We start from the raw sequence: 20,972 nt of genomic DNA on the forward strand, positions 1-20,972 counted from the left end.
GAGGGATCACCGGGCGCGGATCAGGAGCGTGTCGACCAGGGACGCCCAGCGCTCGCGGGTCGCCCGGACGTCGTCGCTCGCCACGGACTCGGTCAGGAGCTGGCGCTGCGCCCGCAGGGCCTCGACCTCCTGCCGCTGGGCCCGGAGCACCGCCTTCATCACCTGCAGCTCGGTCTCGAGCCGGGCGATCTCGTCGGCCTCGTCCGAATCCTCGGATCGGTCGTCCTGGGGGGCGCCGGAGACGCGCGCCTCCTGGCCGGGCAGGGGCAGCCGGCTGCGGGCCTGCTGCTCCAGCCGGACCGGCCGGGCGATCAGGCGCCGCACGAGATCCGAGCTGCCCGCCTGCTGGTAACGCCTCGCCGCCTCGGCCATCCGCCCATCCCCATCCCGGGCGCCGGAGCGCCAATCCATCAACAGGAGCTTGCGCGGGCATGGTTAAGGGGGACTTAAACTGGTCGGACGACTTGTTGGCTCTAAGCGGCCTCCGGCGCCGCGCCGACGATCTGGCGGGCCTGGAGCATGGTCATCGGCTCGCCGAAGGCGGGGCCCAGCGCGTATTCGCAGCCGAGCCCGGCCAGCGCCTGGGCGTCGCCCTCCGATTCGCAGCCTTCCGCCACGATGGCGAGGTTCAATTCGCTCGCCATCCGGACGATGGAGCGCAGGATCGCGGTCTGGCCGGTGCCGATCTGGCGCACGAAGGTTGCGTCGACCTTGATCGTGTCGAACGGAAAGCGCTGGAGGTAGGACAGGGCCGAGTAGCCGGTGCCGAAATCCGACAGGCACAGGCCGGCCCCGAGGTCGTGGATCCGGGCCAGCATCTGAGCGGCGTATTCCGGGTTCTCCATCACCAGGCTCTCGCTGAATTCCAGCTTGAGCGAGCCGGGGAGCGCTCCGGAGCGGGCCAGCACGGTCTTCACGTCGTGCAGCAAGTCGTGGCGCAGGAGCTGGCGGGAGGACAGGTTGCAGGCCGCGAAGATCGGCGGCTCGACCTCCAGGGAGCGCTGCCAGGCGGCGAGCTCCAGGGCGGTGCGCTCCAGGGCGAAGATGCCGAGATTGACCACGAAGCCGCTCTCCTCGGCCAGCGGCATGAAGGTCGAGGCCGGGATGCGCCCGAGCTTCGGGTGGTCCCAGCGGAGCACGGTCTCGAACCCCGCCACGGTGCGGTCCTCGAGGCGGACCACCGGCAGGAACAGCACCTTCAGCTCGTTGCGCTCGATCGCCTTGCGCAGGTCGCTCTCCAGCATCAGCCGGTCGGAGCGGTCGGTGCGCATATGGGCGCGGAACACCTCGATGCGGTCGCCGCCGTTGCGCTTGGCCTGGATCATGGCGATCTCGGCGCTCTTGAACACCTCGTCGCGCTTGAGGTTGGCGCCCGCCTCGTAAAGGGCGAGGCCGATCGAGACGGTCAGAAAAATCTCCCGGTCGGCGTAGGTGATCGGCGTCGCGATCGCCCGGCGGATCATCTCGGCGAAGGCCAGGATCCGGTCGGGGTCGCGCTCGGACAGCAGGATCACGGCGAACTCGTCGCTTGAGATCCGGGCCAGGCTGTCCTGCGGCCGCAGCAGGCGGCCGAGCCGGCGGGACAGGGTCAGCAGGATCGAATCGCCCGCCGACAACCCGATGGCGTCGTTGATGCCCTTGAACCGGTCGACATCCAGCACGATCACGGTGGGCTTGAGCCGCTGGTCCTGGCCGGCGAAGGCGAGGGCCGCGTCGAGGCGGTCGCCGAACAGCTCGCGGTTGGGCAGGCCGGTCAGGCTGTCATGCACGGCGTCATGGAGCAGGCGCTCCTCGGCGGTCTTGATCTCGGTGACGTCCGCGATGGTGCCGACCACGCGGATCACCTCGCCGTCGGCGCCGATCACGGGGCGCGCCTTCAGCCGGTACCAGAAATAGGTGCCGGCGGCCGAGCGCAGGCGGAAATCGTGGACGATGCGCCCGCGCCGCTCCTCGATCACCGTGTCGAGGGCGGCCGAGTAGCGCTCCACGTCGAAAGGGTGGAGCGTGCCGAGCCAGTTCGTCGCCGGGCCCTCCAGGGTGCCGCGGGGGAGGCCGAGCTGCGCCTCGATCTCGGGGCCGGCAAAGACCCGGTCGGCGGGCACGTCCCAGTCGAACACCACGTCGCCGGCACCGGTGAGCGCCAGCGCCCGCCGCTCGGTGTCCGATACCAGGGCGTGGCTGAGGCCGCCCCCCGCGAAGGCGTGCTGGAGCACCGTGAAGCCGATCAGCATCACGATCAGCACGAGGCCGCCGATCAGCGCCGGCTGCACCAGGTCGCTGCCGATCTGGCCGGTGACCGCGAAGCCCGCAGCCGTCACCCAGACCACCAGCAGCAGCCAGGTCGGCACCAGCAGGATGGCGCGGTCGTAGCCGTTATGGGCGGCGAGGTAGACGATCAGCAGCAGGCCGATTCCCGCCACGGCGGCGATGGAGATGCGCGCCACCCCCGCTGCAACCGGCGGGTCGAACACCGCGAGCCCCACGAGGCCCGCCAGGAAGGCCAGCCAGAAGAACGCCACATGGCTGTAGCGCACGTGCCAGCGGGCGAGGTTCAGGTAGGCGAACAGGAAGACCAGCAGCGTCGCCCCGAGCACCGCCTCCGCGGAGGCCCGGTAGACCCGCTCGGCGAGCTCAGTGACGGGGAACACCCGCTGCAGGAAGCCGAAATCGATGCAGGCATAGGCCAGCACCGACCAGGCCAAAGCCGCGGCGGCCGGGAAGATGATCGCGCCCTTGACCACGAACACGATGGTCAGGAACAGCGCCAGCAAGCCGCTGATGCCGATGATGATGCCCTTGTACAGGGTCAGCCCGGCGGTCTTGCGGCGATAGGCGTCCTGATCCCACAGGTGCAGCTGCGGGACGTTGGGGCCGCGCAGCTCGGCGACGTAGGTGACGGTCGTGCCGGGATCCAACGTGATGGTGAACTGGTCGGCCTCCGGGTTCTCGTCGCGCTCCGGGCGGATGCCCTGGCTCGCCGTGATGGCGGCGATCCGCGAGCCGCCGAGATCGGGCCAGATCACCCCGGAATCCACCAGCCGGAAATGCGGCGCCACCAGGATGCGGTCGATCTGCTCGTCGGTGTCGTTGGTGAGCGCGAACACGATCCAGTCGGGCCGGGCGCCGGCATCGCGCGCCTTCACGACGATGCGGCGGACGATGCCGTCCTTGCCGGGCGCCGTGGAGATCTGGATCAGGTCGCCGTCCGAGCGGTAGCGCTCGATCGCGGTGGTCAGGTCGATCACCGGCGCGTCGAGGGTGACGCGCACCGCCTCGACGGCCAGGGCCGGGGCGCTCGCCGAGACGGCCAGCGACAGGGCACCGACCAGGGTCAGGAGGAGGGCGAGGATGCGCAAGGGTGTCTTGAGTTCCGGCCGTGCGAGCTTCGGCATCGGCCACCCGGGCGGCCGCGATCGATAGGAAGGTCCCGATCCCGGGGCAGCCGCCCCGGTCCGGATCCGGACTCCGCGGATCGCGCCCCTTTGCGGCCAAATCAAGTTGGGTGCGGCGGGGAGGGGCCCGGCCGGGGTCGCTTGTCCGCGGAGGCGGTGGATTTCAGGCCGTGCCGAGGGCGGCGGCGATCTTGTCGAGGGTGGGCAGCTTGCGGATCGGGCCGATCGCCGCGAGCGTCGGGGCGCCCTTCAGCATCGCGGCCGCGGCCTCCCGCACGTCCGCCACCGTGACGGCGTCGACCTTGTCGATCACCTCGCCGGCCGGGATCACCCGGCCCCAGGCCAGGATCTGGCGGGCGTTGCGCTCGATGCGCCCGCCCGGCGTCTCCAGGGCCGAGAGCAGGGACACCTTCAGCTGCGCCTTGGCCCGGGCGATCTCGGGCTCGGCGAGGTCCCGGGCGGCGCGGGCCGTGGCCGCGAGCGTGACGTCGACGAGCTCGGGCAGGTCCGCCCCCGCGGTCCCGGCGCCGATGCCGAACAGGCCGCAATCGGAGAAGGGCCAGTGGAAGGCCTGGATCTCGTAGGCGAGGCCGCGGGTCTCGCGCACCTCCTGCCAGAGCCGGGAGGTCAGGCCGCCGCCGAGCACCTGGGCGAACATGTGCAGCGCGTAGTAGCGATCGTCCCGGAACGACAGGCCGGGCAGGCCGATCACCACGTTGGCCTGTTCGAGCTTGCGCGGCATCCGCCGCTCGCCGCCGCCGTAGAGGCCCGGCACCGCGGCCGGCGCTACTGTCGCCGGCAGGGCGCCGAAATGGCGCTCGGCGGCTTCGACGATCGCCTCGTGGGTCACCGCGCCGGCCCCGGCCACGACGATGCGGTCGGGCGTGTATTCCCGGGCGAGATAGGTGCGGATCCCGGCCTCGTCGAAACTCCGGATCGTCTCGGGGCGGCCGAGGATCGGCCGGCCGACCGGCTGGTCCGGGAAGGCGGCCTCCGTGAAGGCGTCGTAGACCACATCGTCGGGGGTATCCTCGACGGCGGCGTATTCCTGCAGGATCACGCCCTTCTCCCGGGCGAGCTCGCTGGCATCGAACACCGAATCGGTAAGGATGTCGCCGATCACGTCGAGGGCGAGACCGGCATCCTCGCCGAGCACCCTGGCGGTGTAGCTCGTCCCCTCCGTGGAGGTGGCGGCGTTGATCTCGCCGCCGACATTCTCGATCTCCTCGGCGATTCTCTGGGCCGAGCGCGTGCGCGTGCCCTTGAACGCCATGTGCTCGATGAGGTGGGACAAACCGGCCTCGTCGGCGCGCTCGTTGCGCGAGCCGGCCCCGACCCAGACGCCGAGGCTGGCGGTCGCGACCCCGGGCATCGGCTCGGTCACCACCGTGACGCCGTTCGCAAGCCGCGTGGTGCGCAGGTCCGGGGAGGCGGCGTGCGTGGAGAAATGCTGGTTCATCGCGGGTTTGCCCCACCCCGGGTGATGCGGGCGCGCTCGCGGATCAGCCGCTCCACCGCGGCTTGGTCGTTGGCCACCGGGGTCATGCGCTCGGGCCGGTCCATGAGGTCGGCGAGGTGCGGCGGCAGGGGCGGGCGCAGGCCGCCGGTGGCCTTGGCGACCGCGTCCGGGAACTTTGCCGGGTGCGCCGTGGCCAGGGCGACGACGGGGGTTGCGGGATCCCGTTCCAGGAGCCGGCGACCGGCGCGCACCCCGATGGCGCTGTGGGGATCGAGCACGATCCCGGTGGCGGCCTGGATCAGGGCGATCTCTTCCATCACGTCGGGCTCCGGCACCGCGACGGCGTCGAACTCGGAGCGGACCGCGGCCAGGATCTCCGGGCTCAAGGAAAAGCCGCCGGACTGCTTCAGCCCGGCCATCAGCCGCGACAGGGCCGAGGCGTCGCGGCCGAGCGCCTCGAACAGCAGCCGCTCGAAATTCGAAGAAATCTGGATGTCCATGGAGGGCGAGGTCGTGGGCACGACGCCGCGCAGCGCGTAGGCGCCGTGCTCCAGGGTCCGCACCAGGATGTCGTTGGCGTTGGTGCCAATCATCAGCCGCTCGATCGGCAGCCCCATCCGCTTGGCGACCCAGCCGGCGAGCACGTCGCCGAAATTGCCGGTCGGCACCGCGAAGGAGACCGGCCGGTGGGGCGCGCCGAGCGCCACCGCGCTGGTGAAGTAGTAGACGGCCTGCGCCGCGACCCGGGCCCAGTTGATCGAGTTGACCCCGGACAGGCGCACGGAATCGGCGAAATCCGCGTGCTGGAACAGGGCTTTGACCAGGTTCTGGCAATCGTCGAAGGTGCCGTCCACGGCGAGCGCGTGGACGTTCTGGGCCGGCACCGAGGTCATCTGCCGCCGCTGGACCTCCGACACGCGCCCGTGCGGGTAGAGGATGAAGATGTCGACCCGGTCGAGGCCCCCGAACGCCTCGACGGCGGCCGAGCCGGTATCGCCCGAGGTCGCGCCCACGATGGTGGCGCGGGTGTCGCGCTTGGTGAGCACGTGGTCCATCAGCCGCCCGAGCAGCTGCATCGCCACGTCCTTGAAGGCCAGCGTCGGCCCGTGGAAGAGCTCCAGCAGGAACAGGTTGTCGTCGAGCTGGGTCAGCGGGCAGACCGCCGGGTGCCGGAAGGTGGCATAGGAGTCGTCGATCATCCGGTCGAGATCGGTGTCTTCGATCTCGCCATCGATCAGCGGGCGCAGCACGCGCTTGGCCACCTCCGCGTAGGGCTTGCCGGCGAAGCCGGCGATCTCCGTCCGGCCGATCTGCGGCCAGGTCTGCGGCACGTAGAGTCCGCCGTCGCGGGCGAGGCCTGCGAGGAGGGCATCCGAGAACGAGAGCGGCGCGGCCTCGCCGCGGGTCGAGACGTGGAGCACAGGGGCCTCCGGGAGGAAGGCGCCCCCTCTACACGATGCGGGCGGACCTGTCGAAAGTCCGGGCGGTCGCGGCGGGCCCACGCGGTTTAACCGGGCCTGAACGGGCCGGTTCAGGACCGGTTGCGCCGCCGCGCCTAGAACCGGATCACCCCCGCGGCACCCCGGTTCGACCGGCCGGCGCCGCCGGGGCGGCCCGACCCCGCCCGCGGGGTGCCTTCGGAGAAAGAGCCGCCATGATTCGAACCCGCGCCGTTCGCCCCCTCGCCATTCGACCCCTGGCCTTGGCCGGCGCCGCCGTGCTGCTGCTCGGCACCGCCGCCATCGCGCAGACCCCGCCCCCCGGCGGCCCGAGGCCGGGCCCGGAGGCCGGCGCCCCACCCCCGCCCCCGGGCGGTCCCCGGCGCGGTCCCGGCCCGGACGGAGCGCCCCCGCCCCCCCCCGGCGGTCCCCAGCGCGGCCCGGGCCCCGACGGCCCGCCGCCGCCGCCGCCGCCGAAGGGTGCGCATTTCCGGCTCGAGCGGGGCGACGCCCGGATCGACGTGAAATGCGCCGACGAGGATTCGATGAAGGCCTGCGCCGACATCACCCTGCAGCTCCTCGACAAGCTCGGGACGCTGCGGCCCGCCGACGCCCGATAGCGTCTCGCCACGACGGCGGGGCTCGGAAGCGACCCCGCCGCCCGCAAATGCCGGCCCCCACGACAGGATCAGCGACATGACCGACACGACAACCGATTTGCACGACGCCGCCGGCACCGTCTGGGCGGTGTTCGGGCACCGCTTCGCCCTCGACGGGGCCGGGGGGCGGATCCTGGCGGATCTCGGCCCGAAGGGAGCCGCCGGCATCACCCTGGCGGTTGGCGACCGGGTCTCGGTGCAGGGCACGCGGAAGCCCTCCGAGATCAAGGTCGCCCGCCTCACCCTGGCGGACGGCTCGACTCGCACGATCGACTGGCCGGAGAAGGACGGATCGAAGAAGGATGGCCCCGATCATCCGCCGGCCGATCCCGCCCTGGCGATCCGGGCCGCGGAAGCCGCGGGCTACACGGTCGCCGGCGTGCCCGCGCGCAAGCCCAAGCATTTCGAGCTGCGGGGGGCGAAGGACGACGCGGAGCACGAACTCCACATCGCGCTCGACGGCCAGATCCGGAAGACCAAGCGCCTCGCCGCCGCGTAGGGCGCGGCCGGACCGCGAGCGCCGTCAGGCGCTCGTGCCCGGTGCCTTGATCAGGCGGCAGCCGGTGATGCGCCAGGACCCGTCCGCGTCCCGGGCGAGGCTGTACTCGGCCGTCCAGTCGACGCCGTACTCGTCCTGGATCGCCACCGACTGCATCACGCCCGCCTCCCCGGTATCCCGGCCCTCGCCGAACACGAAGCTGCGGTGGCGGTAGACCGGGCGGTACTGGTTGCGGACCATGCCGATGAACAGGTCGGCGTTCGGGAACAGCTCCTGGATCGCCGGGGCGGCCTGGGCGTAGGCGGTCGACGCGTCGTCACGCCCGAGCGCCTCGACCTGCTTGGTGATTACCGCCCGGGCCGCCGCCCGGGCGCCGTCATCGGCCAGGGCCGGCCCCGCGAGGCCGAGGATCAGCAGGAGGGCGAGCCACACGCGCATCGACGGTCACTCCGATCGGGCGCCTCCCATGAGACACCTGAGCCGACTGATCATCTAGACGGATGACGGCGGTCGGCAAGCACTGCGCGCGCAGGATGTGCAGGCATCGCGCGCCGGTTGTGCAAGTCGCTGGAAAGAGAGGCATTTTCAGCCCCGAACAGGCGTGCGGGTTTGATTCTCCGCCCGGGTTTTGCGAGCGTCCGCAGACCGACTCACGCCCACACGGGGCGGTCGCGCGGAGCAGAGGGCCATGGTGCAGAACCAGCCGGACGCAGAAACCCCTCCCGAGACCGTCCCGGCCGAGGACGTCCCGGCCAAGGACATCCCAGCCATGAGCGTCGGTGTGTTCATCCCGATCGGCAACAACGGCTGGCTGCTGTCGGAGAACGCCCCGCAATACCGGCCGAGTTTCGAACTCAACAAGCAGATCACCCTGAAGGCGGAGGGTTACGGGCTCGATTTCGCCCTGTCGATGATCAAGCTGCGCGGCTTCGGCGGCAAGACCGAGTTCTGGGACCACAACCTCGAATCGTTCACCCTGATGGCCGGGCTGGCCGCGGTCACCACCCGGATCAAGCTGTTCGCCACCGCGGCGACCCTGTGCATGCCGCCCGCGATCGTCGCCCGCATGGCCGCGACCATCGATTCGATCTCGGACGGCCGCTTCGGCCTGAACCTCGTCACCGGCTGGCAGAAGCCGGAATACGACCAGATGGGCCTCTGGCCCGGCAAGGCGTATTTCTCCAAGCGGTACGATTATTTAGCGGAGTATGCTCAGATTCTGCGCGAGCTCTGGGAGACGGGTGCCAGCGACCTCAAGGGCACGTTCTTCCAGATGAACGACTGCCGCCTGAGCCCCCGGCCGCAGGCGGCGATGAAGATCATTTGCGCCGGGCAGAGCGGGGCCGGCCTGGATTTCACGGCCCGCTACGCCGACTACAATTTCTGCTTGGGGAAAGGCCTCAACACGCCGACCGCCTTCGCGCCCGTGGTGGAGCGGCTGGCCGAGGCCAGCGCCAAGACCGGGCGGCAGGTGACCGCCTACGCCCTGTTCATGATCATCGCCGACGAGACCGACGCCGCCGCGCTGGCGACCTGGGCGCATTACAAGGCCGGCGCCGATACCGAGGCGATCGCCTGGCTCGGGATCCAGGGCGCGGCCGACACCAAGTCCGGCAGCGACACCAATGTCCGCCAGCTCGCCGATCCGACCTCGGCGGTGAATCTCAACATGGGTACCCTGGTGGGCAGCTACGCCCAGGTGGCCGCGATGCTCGACGCGATCATGACGATCGACGGCGTCGAGGGCGTGCTGCTGGTGTTCGACGACTTCCTCAAGGGTCTCGACGCCTTCGGGACCCGGATCCAGCCGCTGATGCAATCCCGCCGGCACGTGGTGCCGGCGCCGCTCGCTGAGGTCGCGTGATGAGGGTGATGGCGTGATGGACAGGCAAGCCGGATTCCACGATCCCCATGGCCGCCACGGCGGCGTGATCCTGCCGGCCCGGCCCGAGCCGATCGCCTTCGACCCGGCCGCGACGGCGCTGATCGTCGTCGACATGCAGAACGCCTATGCCAGCCCCGGCGGCTATCTCGATCTGGCGGGCTTCGACGTCTCGGAAACCGGCCCGGTCATCGCCCGGATCATCAAGGCGGTGGCGGCGGCCCGGGCGGCGGGCATCCGGATCCTGTGGTTCCAGAACGGCTGGGACCCGGACTATGTCGAGGCCGGCGGCCCGGGCTCGCCGAACTGGCACAAATCCAACGCCCTCAAGACCATGCGGCGGCGGCCCGACATGAACGAGCGCCTGCTCGCCAAGGGCTCCTGGGACTACGCCCTGGTGGACGCCCTGAAGCCGGAGCCCGGGGACATCGTGCTGGGCAAGCCGCGCTACAGCGGCTTCTACAACACGCCGCTCGACAGCATGCTGCGGGCCCGGGGGGTGAACACGCTGGTCTTCACCGGCATCGCCACCAATGTCTGCGTCGAGTCGACCCTGCGGGACGGCTACCACCGGGAGTACTTTGGGATCGTCCTGGCCGACGCCACCCACCAGGCCGGGCCGCGGAGCCTGCACGAGGGGGCGCTCGCCAATATCGAGACCTTCTTCGGCTGGGTCTCGGACGTGGCTTCGTTCGAAGCGGCGCTGACCGCGCAGACCCGCGCCGCCGCCGAATAAACCACCCGCCGTCTCCGAACCCGCACCGCGAAAGTCCCAAAACAATGCCGAAGCAGGTCGTCATCCCGCCTGGGACCGGCAAGCCGCTCGCCCCCTACGTGCCCGGCACCCTGGCCGACGGGGTGCTGTACGTCTCGGGCACGCTGCCGCTCGATGGCGACGCGAACGTGGTCCATGTCGGCGACGCCGGAGCCCAGGCCCGGCACGTGCTGGAGACGATCAAGGGTGTGGTCGAGGCCGCGGGCGGCACGATGGACGACGTGACCTTCAACCACGTCTTCCTGAAGGACTGGGCCGATTACGCGGCGATCAACGCCGTCTACGCGTCCTACTTCCCGGGCGAGAAGCCGGCGCGCTACTGCATCCAGTGCGGCCTCGTGAAGCCCGAGGCTCTCGTGGAGATCGCCTCCGTGGCCCATATCGGCCGCTGATCAGCGCCCCCGCAACAGCTTCGGCGCGAGGCCGGGTAGGGCGGCGGCCAGGAGCCCGGCCGCGCGCAGCACCTCGGCGGCCTCGGCGGCCGAGCGGCGGGCGAGCGCCAGGGCGAGCCGCAGCGGCACCTGCGCGCAAAAGCTCGCCGCCGTGAGGGCGAGGGCGGCGGCCCGGCCGTGATGCTTGTGCGCATAGAGGATCTGGCTGCGCAGGAAATAGAACAGGCGCCGCGCCCGCACCTGCCGGGTCGTGCCCTGGCCGAGATGGTGGGCGACGGCCCCGGCCACGTGCCGCACCACGAAGCCGGCGGCCCGGGCGCGGGTGCAGAGGTCGGCATCCTCCCAGTAGACGAAGAAGCGCGGGTCGAAGCCGTCGAGCGCCGCGAACAGGTCCCGGCGGATCATCAGGAACGCGCCCATCACCTGGCCGACGGCCTGGTCGTCGGCGTGGTCCCACTCGACCAGAAAATGCGGCCGGACCAGGCCGAGCCGGTCCAGCGCAAGGGCACGGCCGAGCAGGCCGAGACCGGTGGGCGCCCGGGCGCAGGAGCGGGCGGTCCGGCCGTCCGGGTCGACCAGCCGGGCGCCGACGATCCCGGTGCGCGGATCGGCCGTCAGGGCGTCGAGGGCCGCCCGGAGGGCGTCCGGGGCGACCTGCGTGTCCGGGTTGAGGAACAGGATTGCCGGGGCGTCCCCGGCGGCCGCGCCCTGGTCGCAGGCCCGGCCGAAGCCGCGATTCTCGGCGTTGCGAATCAGCCGGAGCGGGCGGGGCAGGGCGGGCAGGCCGTTCGCCGAGCCGTCCTGCGAGGCGTTGTCGACCACAATGACCTGCACGGTGGCGGCCTCCTGCACCGAAGCGAGGCTTGCCAGGCAGGCCCGGAGCAGGGCGCCGCCGTTCCAGTTGACGATCACCACGTCGAGGACGGCACGGTCCGTCATGGGCGATCCCGGGGCGGGCCGAGGCGCCCGAGGGCACCGTCGCGGACGGCCGCGAGCAGCCGCAACAGCACGGCCGGCCGCCAGCCCGAATCCGCCCAGTACAGGCCGGCCTGGAGCGGCAGGTAGGCGGCCTGGGCGAGCTTCCAGCGCAGAGGCACGTGCGGCAGGCGCCAGGCATAGACGGCGTTGCGCAGGTAGGTCGCCATGCGGAACAGGGGCTGGCGCGGCATCGCGATCCCGAAGCCGCGGATCACCCCGCCCCCGACCCGGTGCGGGATCGCGACGTCCCGGGCGAGGTAGCAGCCCAAGCCCAGGCTCCAGGCGCGAAAGCACCATTCCAGTTCGACGCCGTCGATGAAGAAGTCGGCGCGGAACGGACCGATCCGGGCGAGGGCGTCGAGGTCGATCAGCGAGCCCGAGGTCGCCAGGAACTGCACCGGGGCGAGGGGGCTAGAGGCTGGGGGGAGGGCTCCGCAGGCCGGCGCGCCGGGGCGGGGCGGGTAGGACGGTGCCTTGTGGCCGGCGGCCGGGGCGGGGGCCGGCCCCACGACCGCCACCGGGATCGCGGCTGCCCGGAGCCGGGCGAGGGCGGCGTGCAGCGCCGCGGCGAGCCCCGCGGGCGGCTCGGCATCCTGGTCGAGCAGCAGCAGGGTGTCCGCGCCCGCCGCCCGGGCCGCCGCGGCGATCCGGTTGAGCGCCTCGGCGATGCCGACATTGCGCCCGGCCGACAGCAGGGTCACGCCGGCCCGGGCGATCCGCTCCGCCTCCCCGTCGGGCAGGCCGCCATCGTCGAAGGCGATCACCCCGGCGAATCCGGACGCGGCGTGCGCCAGCACCCGGTCCACTTGGTCCCGGCTTGGCCGGAACAGGGTGATGCCGAGCGCGAGGCGGCCCAGTCCGGGATTAGGCACGGGCCGGGCTCCGGCGGCTCACGCCCGCTCCACGCCGACGTTGTGGGTCGGCATCGGTCGAGCGGGGATGCCGGAAGGGAAAGCCGGCGAGGCGGCGCATGGCGTCGATCCGGTCCCGATGGGTTGGCGTTTCGATATCGCGAGGCCCGGTCCCCGACAAGCGGCCAGGCCGGGTCGCGCAGCCGCACGGGCCGAGGGCGGACCGGCCCATGGTTTACGGACTCGGCCGGTTCCGTTAGTTCGACGGGCGAAGAATGCGACGCCCGCCGCCGCGCCTCGCACGCCCCCGACGCTGCCGACCATGAGCCGATCCGAGACCAGCGCCTCGACCGCGTCGACCCCGAAGGCGGCCGACGGATGCCGCGCCTCGTGACGGCACGCGGCGCACGTTCCCCCGCAGAGCCCTGAGATGCGCCTCGGTTTGCCCCCGACAATCGGGCGGTTCAAGCGCCGCATCGGCCGGCCGGTCGCGCGCGGCGCCGTCGAGTCGGCGCGCGCGCTACGCCTCGGCTGGCGCCGGATCAGCGATCCGCTCGGCCGGCCCGCCGCCCTGCAGGCCCGCTGGGCCGGCGCAGGCGCCGGCGAGGATGTCGAGGCGCGCCTGATCGCGGCGCTGGAGCCGTATGTCGATACGGACTTCTACGCGAGCTGGTACGGCATCACGGTCGATCCGGTGCGCGACTACCTCACGGTCGGCTGGCGCGCGGGCCGGGATCCGCGACCGGACTTTTGTACCGCCGACTATCTCGCCGCGCGGCCCTATCTCGCCCGGGCCGGCATCAACCCGTTCCTGCACTGGGTGACGGCCCAGCGCACCCAGAGCGGCGCCCTGCCCCGGCCCGACACCCGCCAGGCCGAGCGCCTGGCCCGCCGCCTCGTGGATGGGGCGTTCTACCTCGCCCACAATCCCGACCTGCAGGCGGCCGGCGTCGACACGGTGGCCCACTACATGGCTTCCGGCTGGCGGGAGGGCCGCGAGCCGTCGCCGCATTTCGACACCCTGGCCTATTGCCTAACCCGGAACATCTCCTACGCTACCCAGAATCCGCTGGCGCACTACGTCCTGCACGGCGGCCCGGCTCGGCCCGAGCCGGAGGATTTTTTCGGACTTCAGGCCGAGACGCTCGCGCCCTATTTCGACGCCGCCTACTACCGGGACGGATTGGACGAGCGGGAAGCCCAGGAACTCGCCGAGGCCTCCGACACCGAATTGCTCCGCACTTATGTAGCCGGCGGCTGGCAGGCGATGCGCAGCCCGCGCCAGGATTTCGACCCGGCCGGCTACGTGCAGGCACGGGCCGGCAGCCGTGCGGTGATCGGCGACCCGTTCTTCCGGTACGTCGCCGAGACCCGGCTCTCCGGGAAAACGCCCTTTGCGGGCCCGGACAGGCTGAACGTCCCGGCGGTGGACGAGGCCTGGTACCGGGCAACCTACGCGGACGTCCAGGAGACCACACCCTACCTGCACTTCGCCACCAGCGGCTGGCGGGAGCTGCGCGATCCGGGCCCGGGTCGCTCGACGCTCGACGCGCTGCTGCGGGTCTGCGGCCTGCGCCCGGCGCATCCGCCCGTGGAGGACACGCTCTGGCTCGGCGCTATCGGCCGCCCGCCCCCGGATCGGATGGCGTCCCTGGACCTGCAGGCCGGGCTGGCGGCGCTGCATTTCGACCACGCCTTCTATCGCCAGCGCTACGGCCTGGCGGAGGATGTCGACGCCGTCCGCGACTATTGCGACGCCGGCTGGCGCCAGGGCCGCAACCCGCGCGCCGACTTCAACGGGCAGGCCTATGGCGACGCGCATCCCTGGGTGCGGGAGACCGGCATCGCGCCCCTGGTCCACCACCTCGCCACGGCGCTGCTGCACGGCACCGACATCGCGGACGGGCGGTTCGACCCGCGCTACGGCCCACCGCCCTCGGAGGCGGACGCCCTGGCGGAGCAGGTGCGGCTGTTCGAGCCGTATTTCGACGCGGCGTACTATGCGAAGCGCAATCCCGACGTCGCCGGCGCGGCAGGCGGCCCGCTCGGCCATTTCGTCGCCTACGGCCAGCACGAGGGCCGCGATCCCAGCAAGCGCTTCTCGATCGCGTTCTACGCGGAGACTTACGGCCATCTTCTTGCGCCGGGCGAGACGCCATTCCTGCATTACGTCCGCACCGGCCGGGCCGCCGGGCTGATGGGCTGTCCCGAGGATCTCGGCAGCTGGCCGGCCATGGAGGCCCCCGAACCGCAGGACTGGGACGGCCTGCCCCGCGCGCTCACCCTCGCCCAGGCCCGGGTCGTCGTGATCATGCCGGTCTACAAGGGCCGCGGCGAGACCCTGCGCGCCATCCACGCCTGCCTGTCCGCCCCGCAAAAGACCCCGTTCACCCTGCTCGCCGTCAACGACCGATCGCCCGACCCGCAGCTAACTGCGGAACTCGCCGAGCTGGCCGGCCGCGGCCTGTTCCACCTCGTCGAGAACCAGGAAAATCTCGGCTTCGTGCGCTCGGTCAATCGCGGCCTGTCCCTGCGCCAGGGCAAGGCCGTGGTCCTGCTCAACTCCGACGCCCAGGTGTTCGGCGACTGGCTCGACCGGCTCGTCGCCCATGCCGAGACGCGACCGCGGGTCGGAAGCATCACGCCGCTGTCCAGCAACGCCACGATCTGCAGCTACCCGAAGTTCAACGCCAACAACGCCATGGCGCTGGAGATCCCCCGGCCCGAACTCGACCAGGCCGCGGCCCGGATCAACCGCGGCCGAGCCGTGGAAGTCCCCACCGGGGTCGGCTTCTGCATGTACATGACCGCAGAGGCGCTCGACGCGGTCGGCACCCTCGACGACATTGCCTTCGGCAAGGGCTACGGCGAGGAGAACGACTGGTGCCTACGCGCCCGCAAGGCGGGGTTCTCCAACCTGCTGGCCGAGGACGTGTACGTCTACCATGCCGGGCAGATTTCGTTCGGGCTCGATCCAGGCGGCGAGTACGACCAGGGCCAGGCGGCGCTGCTGGCCAAGCACCCGGACTACCCGGCTTTGGTCGGCCAGTTCGTCCAGGCCGATCCCGGCCGGCGGGGGCGGGCGCGGCTCGACCTGTATCGGCTCGCCCGGCACTTCCGCGGCCGGGCTTTGCTGTTCGTGACTCATAGCTGGGGCGGGGGCATCCAGCGGCACATCGACGACATGATCGCCCGGCTGAAAGCCGAAGGCACCACCGTGGTGCTGCTCTCGGTCGACCGGGCGCGGAACATCCAGGTCAACGTCTCGTACCGCAGCCGCGAGTTCGTGTACCTGCCGAGCCTGGATAGCCTGTACCTGCCCCGCGATGCCGACGCGGTGGCCGCCTTCGTCGAGCAGTTGGCGCCGCTGCTGATCCACGTGCACTCGCTGGCGGGCCTGCGCTGGAACGCGGCCCGCGCCTTGATGGACCTGGTCGCCAGCTCCGGCCGACCCTATGCCTGGACGCTGCACGACTTCTCGCCGGTGTGCCACCGCAACCACCTGGTGATGCCGGACGGGCGCTATTGCAGGCTGGCGCCGGTGCCCGTGTGCCGGGACTGCCTGGCCGCGGACGCGGACGGCTACGAGGAGCCGGACCCGGGCGAGCGCCGGGCCGTGTTCGGGCGATTCCTGGCCGGGGCGGCGCGGGTGTTCGCGCCGTCCGCCGACACCGCGGGGCGGATCGGGGCGGTGTACCCGGACCTGGCGATCACGGTGCGGCCGCATGTCGAGCACCACCGGAGCGTGCGCTCCACCGCCCTGCGCAGGCCGGGCCGTGTGCGCCGGGTCGCCGTGCTCGGCGCGATCAGCGCGACCAAGGGCGGCCTGTTCCTCCAGGCGCTGGCGACCGACGCGCAGGACCGCAAGCTGCCGCTGCGCTTCGCGATCGTGGGCTACACCGATCCCGCGCTCACGGGCGGGCTGGAGCGGGCCGCGGTGACCCAGACCGGCCGCTATGCCGGCGACGCCGAGGCGCTGGATCTCGTCTGGCGGACCTCCGCCGACCTGATCCTGCTGCCGGCGATCTGGCCCGAGACCTACTCCTACGCCCTGACCCTGGCGCTGCGGACCGGCCTGCCGGTGACGGCCTTCGACCTCGGCGCCCAGGGCGACCGGCTGCGCGCCTACCCGAACGGCCATGTCCTGCCCTACGCCCTCGCCAACGACCCGGCCGCCTTCAACGACCGGCTGCTGGCGATCGACATCACGGCCGGCGGGGAACTCTCGGTGCCGATCCAGGCGGCCGCGTACGACGACCTGATGCGCGACTACTACGTTCTGGACCAATCCGGGGCGAAGAACCCACTCGACGAGGACGCCGCATGATCTCCGTCAACGAGGACATGAAGCAGGAGATGCTGCGGCGCGGCATCTCGGTGCTGCATCCGGCCCCGTTCGGCCTGCCGGAGGATTGCACCTTCGAGCCGCCCTGCAGCATCAAGTGGATGGGGATCGATTACTGCCTCACCATGGGGGCGTTCTCCTACGCGGTGAGCGGCTATTATTTCGGCGCCGACATCGCCCGCTACTGCTCGATCGGCGAGAGCGTGCAGGTCGGGCGCGGCAGCCACCCGGTCCATTGCGGCTCGACCTCGCCGCTGTTCTACACGCACCATTCCGCGGTGTTCGACCGGCTCGATCCGCGCGCCGAGGATTACGAGATCTGTGGCCCCTACCTGTGGCCCAAGCGCGTGCGCATCGGCAACGACGTCTATATCGGCCACGGCGCCTTCCTGATGCCCGACATCACCATCGGCGACGGGGCGATCATCGGCGCCATGGCGGTGGTGACCAAGGACGTGCCGCCCTACGCGATCGTCGCCGGCAGCCCGGCCCGGGTCGTGAAGATGCGCTTTCCCGACAAGCTGATCGAGCGCTACCTCGCGGTGCGCTGGTGGCGCTACGCCTTCTGGGACCTGCGCCAGTGCTCGATCACCGACCCGGAACAATTCCTCGACGCCGTCGAGGAGCGCATCGCCGGCGGGATGCAGGAATACCGCCCGGACCTGATCCCGATCCAGTCGCTGGTGCCGGGCGCCTGAGGCTCACGCGCCCGCCTCGGTAAACCGCGCGAACGCCGAAACCAGCGCGTCGGTCGTGACCTGACCGGCTGGCTTTGGACCGGGCTGATTGAGAGGATCAGCCAGGACCGGAGGAGTCGGACATGCGGCGAGGTCAGAAGACGAACGCGGAGCAGATCGTGCTCAAGCTGCGCCAGATCGAGGTGCAGGCAGCTCAGGGCAAGAGTTTTGCCCTTGCATGCAGGGAGTCGGAAATCTCTGAGCAGAGCTATTATTGCTGGCGCAAGGAATACGGCGGCCCGACGGTCGATCAGGCCTAGAAGATGAAGGATCTGGAGCGCAAAAACGCCTGGCTTCGTCGCCTGGTGGCCGATTTATCTTTGGAGAAGCAGGTACTGGCGGACATCGCCTCTGGAAACTTGTAGCCCCCGAGCGACGCCGACAGGCGGTGGACGGCATCCGGGGATCCGGGGGTCGTGCCCCAGGCGGTGGTGTAGCTGACGGGTGGTCATCGGCGGTTGCCGGGTAGGGTCGGGTTGCGAGCACCAACCCCAAACCCGAGAGACCCCCGATGACCGACGAGATGATGAGCCTTCGCGGCGTGATGGAGAAGAGCGCCGACGCCGATCTGCTGCGCGAGATGATCGGCTTTGCGGCCGAACGACTGATGGAGCTGGAAGTCGGTGGCCAGACTGGCGCGGCTCACGGCTGTAAGAGCGCCGAGCGGCTGGTCCAGCGCAACGGCTACCGTGATCGGGATTGGCAGAGGCGCGCCGGCACGGTGGAGTTACGCATCCCCAAGCTGCGCAAGGGCTCGTACTTCCCCGGCTTCTTGGAGCCGCGACGCTTGGCCGAGAAGGCGCTCACCGCCGTGATCCAGGAGGCCTACATCCAGGGTATCTCGACCCGCTCGGTCGATGATCTCGTCCAAGCCATGGGCGGCACGGGTGTGTCGAAGAGCCAGGTCAGCCGGCTCTGCCAGGAGATCGACGAGCGCGTGGGCGCGTTCCTCGACCGGCCGATCGAGGGTGAGTGGCCGTATCTCTGGATCGATGCGACTGACGTGAAGGTACGCCAGGACGGACGCATCGTCTCGATGGCGGTGATCGTGGCGGTGGGCGTCAACGGTGACGGCCGTCGTGAGGTGCTGGGCATGGACGTGGGCCCGTCCGAGGCCGAGACGTTCTGGACGGACTTCCTCCGCAAGCTCGCCCGCCGGGGGCTGCGCGGGGTCAAGCTGGTTATCTCGGACGCCCATGAGGGCATCAAGGCGTCGGTGGCCAAGGTCATGAACGCGACCTGGCAGCGCTGCCGCGTCCACTTCATGCGCAACCTCCTCGCCCATGCCGGGCGCAGCGGGCGGCGTGTCGTCTCCGCCTTCATCGCCACCGCGTTTGCCCAGGATGACGCCGAAACGGCCCGGCTCCAGTGGCGGCGGGTGGCCGACCAGCTCCGGGCCCAAGGTGCCTAAGCTCGCGACCCTGATGGACACGGCCGAGCCCGACGTGCTGGCCTACATGGGCTTCCCGGCCACCCACCGGGTCAAGCTCCACTCCACGAACCCGCTGGAGCGCCTGAACGGCGAGATCAAGCGCCGGACCGAGGTCGTCGGCATCTTCTCCGACGAGGCCGCCATCACCTGCCTCGTCGGTGCGATCCTGCTGGAGCAGAACGACGAGTGGGCCGTCCAGCGGTCCCGCTACATCACCCTGGACAGCATCGCCCCGACCGGCGATGATCCCCTCGTCAGCCTGCCCACCCTGGCAGCCTGATCGTCTCGGCCCAAGCCGGTGATCGTGGTGGCCCTCCGCGAGCTACACCACGCTCAGGGACACGATCTTGCTTCGTTCGTGCTAATCCCGTTCGACGAACGCGGATACTTGCTACCCTCAACCTCGAAGCGCAATCTCCAACGCGATTTATGGTGGGACTGTAAGCAATCTGCTCAATTCCGTATCGCTGATCTCAGGCAGCGTTCGCAGAAAAACGTGCGCATTATGCCTGGGGATGTCTCACCAGGGAATGCGGCCGTACCGCTCGATGAGTATCTTATACTCTGTCTGACTCTGTTTCTTAAGAACGGGATCGACTGCGATCTGGGCCGTGCCGGATCGGGAATGAACCAACCGCGTGACCAATGGGGTCAACACCGTGTGGCGCTGAACTTCCACGTTGTCTCCTCCCAAACGCACAACGTTGGCAAGCCAAGGGCGCACCTGTTCCGCCAGCGCGAGGCTGTTCGGCGCCATCGCGTCAACGAGATGGCAGCGTTTGATCCTGCTTTCGGCGAGACGGCCGAGCCATTCATTGTCGAGATGCCAGCGTAAGGCCGAGTCGAAGCGTCCCACCCGCCGGAGCGTCTCAAACGGCATTATCCAGCCTGATGGCGTCGGAAAATCGTTGATGCGGACAATTTGACCGTATTCGTCGACCTCAAGCTGCGTCGTTGAGACAAAGCCATAGCTATCCAGAGCGGCCAAGCTCAAAGCGAGGTATTGCGGATCCCAGCGATCATCATCCTCAAGAAGCGCGATGTACTCGAATCGATCTCCCGCAGCGTCGATCGCGGCGTTGAGAGCCCCCCTGCGAGGCGGCATTGCTGGAAGCCCAAACGATTTCACTCCGCTCAGCAAGACGTGGAGGGATGCTTGCACCAGCATCAATCCCGACGATAAAGCTGAGCGAGACTCGACCTTCCGCGACGATCTTCTGAGCCAGGGCGCTGGCAATGGCGCGCTCCAGCAAATAGGCATTGGGACCAATCTGCTGCAGACGAGACGGTATGATTACACCGATCGATCGCATTCTGGATGTCATCTGTGGTACAATCTCGAATCTACAGACCTTAACAGAAATTTAATCTTGCCGATCTACGTTAGTGTTCAAATAAATGACAGGTCCATACCTTCGCAAGATAGAGTCATAAAAACACGCGGAACATTCGCTGTCTTGACGTATAAAATTTCAGGTTGAAAGATTTTATCTGATATATTATCTCAAACTAAAAACAATTCATACCGCTGTCGGGACAGAAATGACTTTTTAGGTCGTTCGTCCCTGATCTTCACGGCTTATCATCTTGATCAGCAAGCGATGTCAACGAGCATCAGGTGCCCACAGTGAAGCGATAAATTGATTTTATTTATCTGAATTGTCTATACATAAATACTTTTGCCAATAGCATGCACTCACCTGATTCAATTTTTTGCTTCCGGAAAAATAATGTTTGATTGAATATGACCCCGTATTTCGGCAGATGAATGCGGCTTGTGGATAACCCAATCTAAATTTGGGCGGCCCGATTTGCACAATCCGATGTGTCGCAAATTTATTGCCTTATTATCCTATAAAATTTAACTACAATGATGTCTATTCAATCGTGCCGACTTGAAAAATATTTTTGTCGAATAAAAAATAATCTTTGTTCTGAAGATGCATATTCCGACTTGAAGCAAAACCACGGGCGCTGGAGCCTGCGGCATCTGAAAGTTGCTCTCGGCCGATCATATCGGTCGTGCCGGTGGAGCTGTCCCGCCTGAACCACGAACTGGTTCGGCGGAACTATGGTGAAACCCCATTCTCGTCGTAAATACGCAAGATGAGGAGCATCCCGCCCGCGGAGTC

Annotated in this window: 15 protein-coding genes and 2 pseudogenes; 9 read left to right on the forward strand and 8 right to left on the reverse strand. The window is 69.2% G+C overall.

Translation table 11 applies throughout. From position 1 onward, the window contains the following. Positions 1-6: 6 nt before the first annotated feature. The 4 genes from MKK65_RS28850 to thrC form a co-directional block, all read right to left on the reverse strand. Positions 7-411: a hypothetical protein gene (locus tag MKK65_RS28850; RefSeq protein WP_243961614.1), complete on the reverse strand. Its 405-nt coding sequence runs from the start codon at positions 409-411 to the stop codon at positions 7-9. A gap of 62 nt (positions 412-473) precedes the next feature. Then, the gene (locus MKK65_RS28855) at positions 474-3,392 is read right to left on the reverse strand and encodes a sensor domain-containing phosphodiesterase (RefSeq protein ID WP_243961615.1); all 2,919 of its coding nucleotides are present in this window, start codon (positions 3,390-3,392) and stop codon (positions 474-476) included. Between the two features lie 163 nt (positions 3,393-3,555). Beyond that, complete coding sequence (locus MKK65_RS28860) at positions 3,556-4,851, reverse strand: M16 family metallopeptidase (RefSeq protein WP_243961616.1); 1,296 nt, start codon at positions 4,849-4,851, stop codon at positions 3,556-3,558. After that, positions 4,848-6,272, reverse strand: a complete 1,425-nt coding sequence (thrC, locus tag MKK65_RS28865) for a threonine synthase (protein ID WP_243961618.1) — start codon at positions 6,270-6,272, stop codon at positions 4,848-4,850. Before thrC ends, MKK65_RS28860 begins: the two co-directional genes overlap by 4 nt. A gap of 233 nt (positions 6,273-6,505) precedes the next feature. Between thrC and MKK65_RS28870 the strand changes: the two genes are divergently transcribed. Together MKK65_RS28870 and MKK65_RS28875 are read left to right on the forward strand one after the other, a co-directional pair. Next, positions 6,506-6,910 (forward strand): hypothetical protein, encoded by a 405-nt coding sequence (locus tag MKK65_RS28870; RefSeq protein ID WP_243961620.1) that lies wholly within the window; start codon positions 6,506-6,508, stop codon positions 6,908-6,910. Positions 6,911-6,986: 76 nt separating this feature from the next. Further along, a complete protein-coding gene (locus MKK65_RS28875; protein WP_243961622.1) occupies positions 6,987-7,448 on the forward strand; it encodes a hypothetical protein in 462 nt (153 codons plus the stop codon). 24 nt (positions 7,449-7,472) lie between these two features. Here MKK65_RS28875 and MKK65_RS28880 read toward each other — a convergent pair whose 3' ends face one another. Next, entirely contained in the window at positions 7,473-7,886 is a 414-nt protein-coding gene (locus MKK65_RS28880) for a DUF4864 domain-containing protein (protein WP_058194888.1), read from the reverse strand. Positions 7,887-8,217: 331 nt separating this feature from the next. Between MKK65_RS28880 and rutA the strand changes: the two genes are divergently transcribed. The 3 genes from rutA to rutC are packed head-to-tail and all read left to right on the forward strand — an operon-like array spanning position 8,218 to position 10,497. Then, positions 8,218-9,312 carry a pyrimidine utilization protein A gene (gene rutA, locus MKK65_RS28885; protein ID WP_243961676.1) on the forward strand — a complete coding sequence of 365 codons (1,095 nt, stop codon included), beginning with the start codon at positions 8,218-8,220 and terminating at the stop codon, positions 9,310-9,312. Positions 9,313-9,328: 16 nt separating this feature from the next. Next, positions 9,329-10,066, forward strand: a complete 738-nt coding sequence (gene rutB / locus MKK65_RS28890) for a pyrimidine utilization protein B (RefSeq protein WP_243961677.1) — start codon at positions 9,329-9,331, stop codon at positions 10,064-10,066. Positions 10,067-10,110: 44 nt separating this feature from the next. Then, entirely contained in the window at positions 10,111-10,497 is a 387-nt protein-coding gene (rutC, locus tag MKK65_RS28895; RefSeq protein WP_243961624.1) for a pyrimidine utilization protein C, read from the forward strand. Here the strand turns inward: rutC and MKK65_RS28900 are convergent, their stop codons facing one another. Beyond that, complete coding sequence (locus tag MKK65_RS28900; RefSeq protein ID WP_243961626.1) at positions 10,498-11,436, reverse strand: glycosyltransferase family 2 protein; 939 nt, start codon at positions 11,434-11,436, stop codon at positions 10,498-10,500. Next, positions 11,433-12,347 (reverse strand): glycosyltransferase family 2 protein, encoded by a 915-nt coding sequence (locus MKK65_RS28905; protein WP_243961627.1) that lies wholly within the window; start codon positions 12,345-12,347, stop codon positions 11,433-11,435. Before MKK65_RS28905 ends, MKK65_RS28900 begins: the two co-directional genes overlap by 4 nt. 409 nt (positions 12,348-12,756) lie before the next feature. Between MKK65_RS28905 and MKK65_RS28910 the strand changes: the two genes are divergently transcribed. The 4 genes and pseudogenes from MKK65_RS28910 to MKK65_RS28925 all read left to right on the forward strand — a co-directional run bounded on the left by MKK65_RS28910 (position 12,757) and on the right by MKK65_RS28925 (position 19,120). Next, positions 12,757-16,653 (forward strand): glycosyltransferase, encoded by a 3,897-nt coding sequence (locus tag MKK65_RS28910; protein ID WP_243961629.1) that lies wholly within the window; start codon positions 12,757-12,759, stop codon positions 16,651-16,653. Continuing rightward, the gene (locus MKK65_RS31325) at positions 16,650-17,369 is read left to right on the forward strand and encodes a CatB-related O-acetyltransferase (protein WP_279597024.1); all 720 of its coding nucleotides are present in this window, start codon (positions 16,650-16,652) and stop codon (positions 17,367-17,369) included. The genes MKK65_RS28910 and MKK65_RS31325 overlap by 4 nt, the downstream gene beginning before the upstream one ends. A 122-nt stretch (positions 17,370-17,491) precedes the next feature. Continuing rightward, positions 17,492-17,823 (forward strand): annotated as a pseudogene (locus tag MKK65_RS28920) (transposase); the annotation flags it as partial. A gap of 96 nt (positions 17,824-17,919) precedes the next feature. Continuing rightward, positions 17,920-19,120: pseudogene (locus MKK65_RS28925) on the forward strand (IS256 family transposase). A gap of 240 nt (positions 19,121-19,360) precedes the next feature. On the opposite strand, the gene MKK65_RS28930 reads toward MKK65_RS28925, so the two are convergent. Further along, positions 19,361-20,002 carry a glycosyltransferase family 2 protein gene (locus MKK65_RS28930; protein WP_243961631.1) on the reverse strand — a complete coding sequence of 214 codons (642 nt, stop codon included), beginning with the start codon at positions 20,000-20,002 and terminating at the stop codon, positions 19,361-19,363. Between the last annotated feature and the right edge of the window lie 970 nt (positions 20,003-20,972).

This window comes from Methylobacterium sp. J-001, assembly GCF_022829565.1.
Taxonomy (GTDB): domain Bacteria; phylum Pseudomonadota; class Alphaproteobacteria; order Rhizobiales; family Beijerinckiaceae; genus Methylobacterium.

Bases quoted from the DNA above. Each gene is read 5' to 3' on its own strand.
- MKK65_RS28910 (WP_243961629.1), top strand. From the start codon at position 12,757: ATGCGCCTCGGTTTGCCCCCGACAATCGGGCGGTTCAAGCGCCGCATC.
- MKK65_RS28855 (WP_243961615.1), bottom strand. From the start codon at position 3,392: ATGCCGAAGCTCGCACGGCCGGAACTCAAGACACCCTTGCGCATCCTC.
- MKK65_RS28850 (WP_243961614.1), bottom strand. From the start codon at position 411: ATGGATTGGCGCTCCGGCGCCCGGGATGGGGATGGGCGGATGGCCGAG.
- MKK65_RS28860 (WP_243961616.1), bottom strand. From the start codon at position 4,851: ATGAACCAGCATTTCTCCACGCACGCCGCCTCCCCGGACCTGCGCACC.
- rutC (WP_243961624.1), top strand. From the start codon at position 10,111: ATGCCGAAGCAGGTCGTCATCCCGCCTGGGACCGGCAAGCCGCTCGCC.
- MKK65_RS28900 (WP_243961626.1), bottom strand. From the start codon at position 11,436: ATGACGGACCGTGCCGTCCTCGACGTGGTGATCGTCAACTGGAACGGC.
- MKK65_RS28880 (WP_058194888.1), bottom strand. From the start codon at position 7,886: ATGCGCGTGTGGCTCGCCCTCCTGCTGATCCTCGGCCTCGCGGGGCCG.
- MKK65_RS31325 (WP_279597024.1), top strand. From the start codon at position 16,650: ATGATCTCCGTCAACGAGGACATGAAGCAGGAGATGCTGCGGCGCGGC.
- rutA (WP_243961676.1), top strand. From the start codon at position 8,218: ATGAGCGTCGGTGTGTTCATCCCGATCGGCAACAACGGCTGGCTGCTG.
- MKK65_RS28870 (WP_243961620.1), top strand. From the start codon at position 6,506: ATGATTCGAACCCGCGCCGTTCGCCCCCTCGCCATTCGACCCCTGGCC.
- rutB (WP_243961677.1), top strand. From the start codon at position 9,329: ATGGACAGGCAAGCCGGATTCCACGATCCCCATGGCCGCCACGGCGGC.
- MKK65_RS28875 (WP_243961622.1), top strand. From the start codon at position 6,987: ATGACCGACACGACAACCGATTTGCACGACGCCGCCGGCACCGTCTGG.